This is a genomic window from Streptomyces sp. rh34, from assembly GCF_002551245.1.
Taxonomy (GTDB): Bacteria; Actinomycetota; Actinomycetes; order Streptomycetales; family Streptomycetaceae; genus Streptomyces.
The window spans coordinates 1-5,330 of record NZ_NTGZ01000373.1; the positions used below are offsets into that span (position 1 = coordinate 1).

General features: G+C 71.9%; 3 protein-coding genes and 1 pseudogene. 1 reads left to right on the plus strand and 3 read right to left on the minus strand.

Annotation, left to right across the window (positions count from 1 at the left end):
* The 3 genes from CR470_RS35435 to CR470_RS35445 form a co-directional block, all read right to left on the minus strand.
* Positions 1–863, minus strand: an 863-nt coding sequence (locus CR470_RS35435; protein ID WP_143663951.1) for a serine/threonine-protein kinase, incomplete at its 3' end; no start/stop codon positions are given.
* Entirely contained in the window at positions 860–1,669 is an 810-nt protein-coding gene (locus CR470_RS35440) for a serine/threonine protein kinase (RefSeq protein ID WP_179892485.1), read from the minus strand. The genes CR470_RS35435 and CR470_RS35440, both read right to left, overlap by 4 nt.
* Before the next feature lie 307 nt (positions 1,670–1,976).
* Positions 1,977–3,377, minus strand: a complete 1,401-nt coding sequence (locus CR470_RS35445) for a peptidase M23 (RefSeq protein WP_257139029.1) — start codon at positions 3,375–3,377, stop codon at positions 1,977–1,979.
* Positions 3,378–4,132: 755 nt separating this feature from the next.
* On the opposite strand from CR470_RS35445, the pseudogene CR470_RS35455 reads away from it, so the two are divergent.
* A pseudogene (locus CR470_RS35455) lies at positions 4,133–5,269 on the plus strand (serine/threonine-protein kinase); the annotation flags it as partial.
* Positions 5,270–5,330: the final 61 nt, after the last annotated feature.

A 5,330-nucleotide genomic window follows, 5' to 3' on the forward strand; every position in this document is an offset into this window, starting at 1 on the left:
CTCCCTCGCGCCATCAGAGATGTGTATAAGAGACAGCGCCAGAACGGCGGCACGGCCTGGTCCATGCGCAGGGGCGCGCGTCCCTGGCCGTACTCCTGGACCGCGGCGCCCCGGGCCATGGGTGTGGCCCCGGGGAACGGCGAGCCGCCGGACGCGAACACCTCGTGGATGACGATGCCGAGCGCCCAGATGTCCGCGGTCGGCCGGACCCGTACGCCGAGTTCGCCGAGGGGCGCCCGCCAGCGCTCGGGCGGGAAGTAGTCCAGGGTGCCCAGTGGAGGCACATGGCCGTGCGTTCCCGTCAGCTCGGTGGCGAGGCCGAAGTCCGAGAGTTTCACGGACCGGCCCCTGCCGAGCAGGACGTTCTCCGGTTTGAGGTCCGCGTGGACCCAGCCCGACCGGTGGAGATGGGCGAGCCCCTCGCAGATGCCCTCGATCAGCCTGCCGCGATCGGCCTCGGGCGTCCCCGCGTCGATCAGTTCCCGCAGACTGCCGACGGCCCGCTCCATGACCAGCACGATCGCGCCCTCCAGTGAGGGGTGGTCGGGCGCGGTGAGAGCGAACGACTCCAGGAGGCCGATCAGCCGGGGATGCCCGGCCCTGCGCCCGAGTTCGACCTCGCGGCGTGCGGACTCCACGATTCTGCGTGCCTGGCGCGGAGCGAGTCCGGCGGTCGGCATGACCTTGAGTGCGACGCCGGTCCGGCCCGCACGGTCCCCGGCCGGTCGCGCCGCGTACACCGTGGACCAGCCCCCCGAACCGATCGGCCGGGTGACCACCCAGTCCCCGACCCGGTATCCGGGCGGGAGCAGCTCCGCGCCGTCGCCGTCCGCGGTGTCCCGCGGGCCGTGCGGCGGTCTCATCGTGTGGCCTGCCGCTCCCGCCCGCCTGCCCCCGTCAGGGGCGGCAGCAGCGCGAGATGCTCCTCCCGCACGAGCCCGAACCGCAGCGCCAGTCCCACGATCTCCTCCCGCTTGCCGTTGCGCCGGTCACCCTTGCCCGCCTCGTGGGTGTCCGGACCGCCGATGCGCAGCTTCTCCTCGGCGAGGTAGTCGATGTGCGAGCTGACCGCCCGTGCGGTCAGCTCGCCACCGGTGAGGTGTCCGCCGAGCCGCTCGACGATCCGCGGCGTGGTGGGGACCGCCACGCGCGACTGGTCACGCAGGCGCGGTTCGCAGAGCGCGACCAGGACCAGGAAGTACGTGGCCGTCTCGTTCAGCGAGTACGCGGTGACCGTGCTGTTCCCCCGGGGCCCGCCCATCGCGTCCGGGTCCAGATAGAGGTGGTCGGGCGCGAACACCTGGAAGGAGATCGCGACGTCGCCGCGGGTCGGCAGCACGACGCGCGAGAACTCGAACGGGATGGGCGCCCCCACTCGTCGCGGCGGCACCCGCAGGTATTCCCCCGCCCCTTCCGGGTTCTCCACGAGATAGCTGTGGGTGGTGCTGTGGTTCGTCAACTGCCAGTGGTCGTCGGTGACCCGGATCTCCCCGGCGAGCCGGGAGATCGCCGGGTCGTCGAGGCACAGTTCGACGGGGACGGCCGTGGAGCCCCGTCCGAAGCGGGCGGCCTCGCCGGGGCCCAGACGTAACGTCACCGTGTCTCCGTGCGGTCCGCCGCCGACGGCACCACCGTTTCCCCGCGGCAGATGGACGACTACGCCGCTCACCGCTCCCCCCGTCCTCTTTGTGGCCAGTCGGACCAGCGGAACGATACTCATCTCGTGGGGGAGTTCACCGGTGTACTTCGGCCACATAGCCGGAATCCATCGCCCGACGCCATGGATGCCCCGTTCTGCACGGGGTGCAGTGGGGAAGGTCACCGCGGGAAGGGCCGGAGCCCCGGATCGGGGGAGGGGCGGCGCGGACTCCGCACCCGGCCACCCCTCACTTGGCGGGATTCGTACGCCCGGAATACCTCGTACGCTGTGCGCCCTCAGCCCGGAGGGCGCACAGCACGAGCCGAGGTACGAGCGGTCAGCCGACGGCGGGGCCCGCGGAGTCGTTGAGCCAGAGCCACTCGGACCAGGTGGCGAAACCGGTCTGCCAGCGGTGATAGACGCCGGCCTGACTCGTGCCGAACACTTCGATGCGGCCGTCGGCGTTGTTGACCGCACCGATAGCCGTGCCACCTTCGCCGAAGGCCTCCCAAGCGGAGAACTCCGCGTTCGGACGGGTCTGCCAGGCATGGCTCGCGGTGGTCCCGTTGATCGCGAACACCTCGACCCGGCCGTCGGCCGACCGCGCCGTGGCCAGCTCCGAGTCGGGGATCCCGCCGGTGCCGGTCCACGCCGACCAGGAGGCCGGACCGGTCTGCCAGCGGTGGAACACCCCTTCGGCGTTGGAGGCGAACACCTCGATCCTTCCGTCCTGGTTGTGACTGGCGGCGACCGCGTGCCCTCCGGTGCCGAAGTTCTCCCAGGCGGACCACGCGCCGTTGACGCCGGTCTGGTACAGGTGCTCGAACGTCGAGTCGGACAGCGCGAAGACCTCCAGCCGCCCGTCGGGCGCGGTCTCCATGGCGAGTCGCGCGTCGGCCGGTCCGCCGTGGGTGCCTTCCCAGCCGGACCAACCGCCGCTGGGCGCTGTCTGCCAGCGGTGGAACACCCCTTCGGCGTTGGAGGCGAACACCTCGATGCGACCGTCGGCGTTGTTGCCGGCCGCCAGCCGGCTCCCCCCGGTGCCGAAGTTCTCCCAGGCGGACCACCCGGCGCTCGCCCCGGTCTGCCACATGTGATCGAACGTCACGTCCGACAGCGCGAACAGCTCCAGACGTCCGTCCGCGTTGGCCGCCACCGAAAGCTGGGCGTCGCGCGGGCCACCCGCGAACCGCCACGGCGACCAAGCACCGTTCACCGTGGTCTGCCACGCGTGGTACACCCCGTCAGAACCGGCGGCGAACGCCTCGAGACGCCCGTCCGCGGACCGGCCGGACACGACCCGGCCGGAGCCGTACGGATGCCGGGGGCCGCCGCTCGTACCGGACCACAACGCGTTCGCGATCAGCGTGGCGTCGCCCGCCTCGATCCCGTACAAGTGGCGCAGGTCCTCCCGCGGTTGCTGCACCCGCCAGCACACCTCGCCGATCGGCGCGCCGTTCCACGAACCGGCCGGATACCGCCGCTCCATGTCGTCGAGAAAGGCGTTGGTGGCGTAGGCCGGGTCCAGGCGCTGCTCCCGGCTGCCCCACCAGTCCTGCTGCTGGAACAGCCCGATGCTGGTGTGGTCGACGGCTTGGGAGTAGTTGTTCATGCTCGTTTCCACGATGATCGTGGCGACGGCGATCGCCGCGGCTCTCGGGTTGAGCCCCCGGTCCTTCACCGCCTGCGTGACCATCCGCGCGCAGGACATCTTGTACGCGTTCAGGTAGCCGGCCATCTTCGCGTCGAGCTGCGGGTTGAGCTGGTCGGCCAGGAGTCCGTCGGTGGCCGACGGACCGGCGGGATCGCACGGTGCCGTCGGAATGGCCAGGCCCTGAGGGCCGCTGAAATACCGGGAGACACCGGTCCGGTCGTCGCCCGGCGGCGGTACGGGTTCGGGCCGGGCGGCGGCGGCCGGGCGGTCATTCCGATGACCAGCCCCCAGACGACGGCCACCAGGGCGAGTCCGGTGAATCTGCGGTAGAAGCGGTACAAGCCGCGTCTCTCCATGGGGTGCCTTTCGTCGTGAACTCCGGTCGATGGCCGCCGACCGGAGAAAGCACCGGGGGAATGTCGATGGAATCGGCCTTCCCGCGCGCTTCGTCGCCCCGCGTCGGCCACTGTCAGGGTCGTGAGGCACGGGAAGACCACCTGGGGAGGAACGCGTGCGAGCACCGGAGCGCGGTGGCGTCGTCGCGGTCGGTGGTGGCGGTCGTCGGTATCGCTGCTCCCCGGGATCCGGACGGCACGGTCTTGCGGGCGCCGTCGACAAGGTAGTGGGGGAAGCGCCGGGCCGGGCATCCGGAACGATCCGGAGTGACATCCGGGAGCCCGTGCCACTCCCGGACCCGTTTCACCGCGGTCCGATGCGGGACCGGCGCCTGTTCGTCACCCGCTTTGCGCTGCTGTACCGCCCTGCGGCTAGTTTGGACGCAGCACAGGTGAGCGGGCCCGTAGTGGCAGAGACGCACGGGGGACGGGAGGTCGGGAAGAGTGTCGCTGCGCGGAGGTGATCCGGTCGAGATCGGCGGTTATCCGCTGGAGGGGCGGCTCGGTTCGGGCGGCATGGGCACGGTCTTTCTGGCCCGTACGAGCTCGGGGCGGCCTGTCGCGATCAAGCTGATCCATCAGCAGTTCGCGGGGGACGACGAGTTCCGGATCCGTTTCCGGCAGGAGGTGGCCGCCGCGCGACGGGTGAGCGGGGCGTTCACCGCCGCCGTGGTCGACGCGGCCCCCGAGGCCGAGCAGCCGTGGATGGCGACGACCTATATCGAGGGGCCCACGCTCGCGCAGCGCATCGCCGCGGGGGGCCCGCTGGACGGAGCGGAGCTGAGGCGGCTCGCCATCGGGCTGGCGGAGGCGCTGCGCGACATCCACCGGGTGGGGGTCGTCCACCGCGATCTCAAGCCCTCGAACGTCGTGCTCTCGCCCGAGGGCCCACGTGTCATCGATTTCGGCATCTCGCGCGCGGTGGACCAGCAGACGTTGACGATGACCGGGCGGGTCATCGGGACGCCGCCCTTCATGTCGCCCGAGCAGTTGCAGGCGCCGCGTGGGGTGGGGCCGCGCTCCGATGTCTTCTCCCTGGGGACGCTCCTGGTGTACGCGGCGACCGGCCACGGTCCCTTCGACGCGGACAGCCCCTATATGTCGGCCTATCAGGTCGTGCACGAGGAGCCGTCACTGGACGCCGTTCCGGAGGCTCTGCGGGTGGTCGTCGAGCCCTGCCTGGACAAGGAGCCCGAGGGGCGCCCCTCGGCGGACGAACTCCTCGTGCTGCTGCGGGACCTGCCCGCCGAACTCGGCGGGGCCAGGACCGGTGGTCCCGGTGCGGGCCGCACCCGCGACATGAACACGCAGGCTCACCTCGCGACGGGGGGCACCACCACCCCGGGGCGGACCACCCCGACGGACCCCGGCACGGGGAGCGTCGGCGCCCCGGCCGGCGGTCGTCTGCGCAGCCGGTGGCGGCCCGTGCTCGCGGCGGCGGTCGCGGTGGCGGCGATCGGCGGGGGAGTCGCCGCGCTGACGACGGGCGGCTCCGACGGCAGCGGTGGCGGCACGAACCCCGGCGGAGCGGGACGGGGACAGAGCACCGCGGCACCGGCGGGCGCGCTTCCGGACGGCTTCGGGTCTGTCTCTTTTACACATCTCTGATGGGGCGAGGGGGGGGGGGAGATCTCGGTGGGCG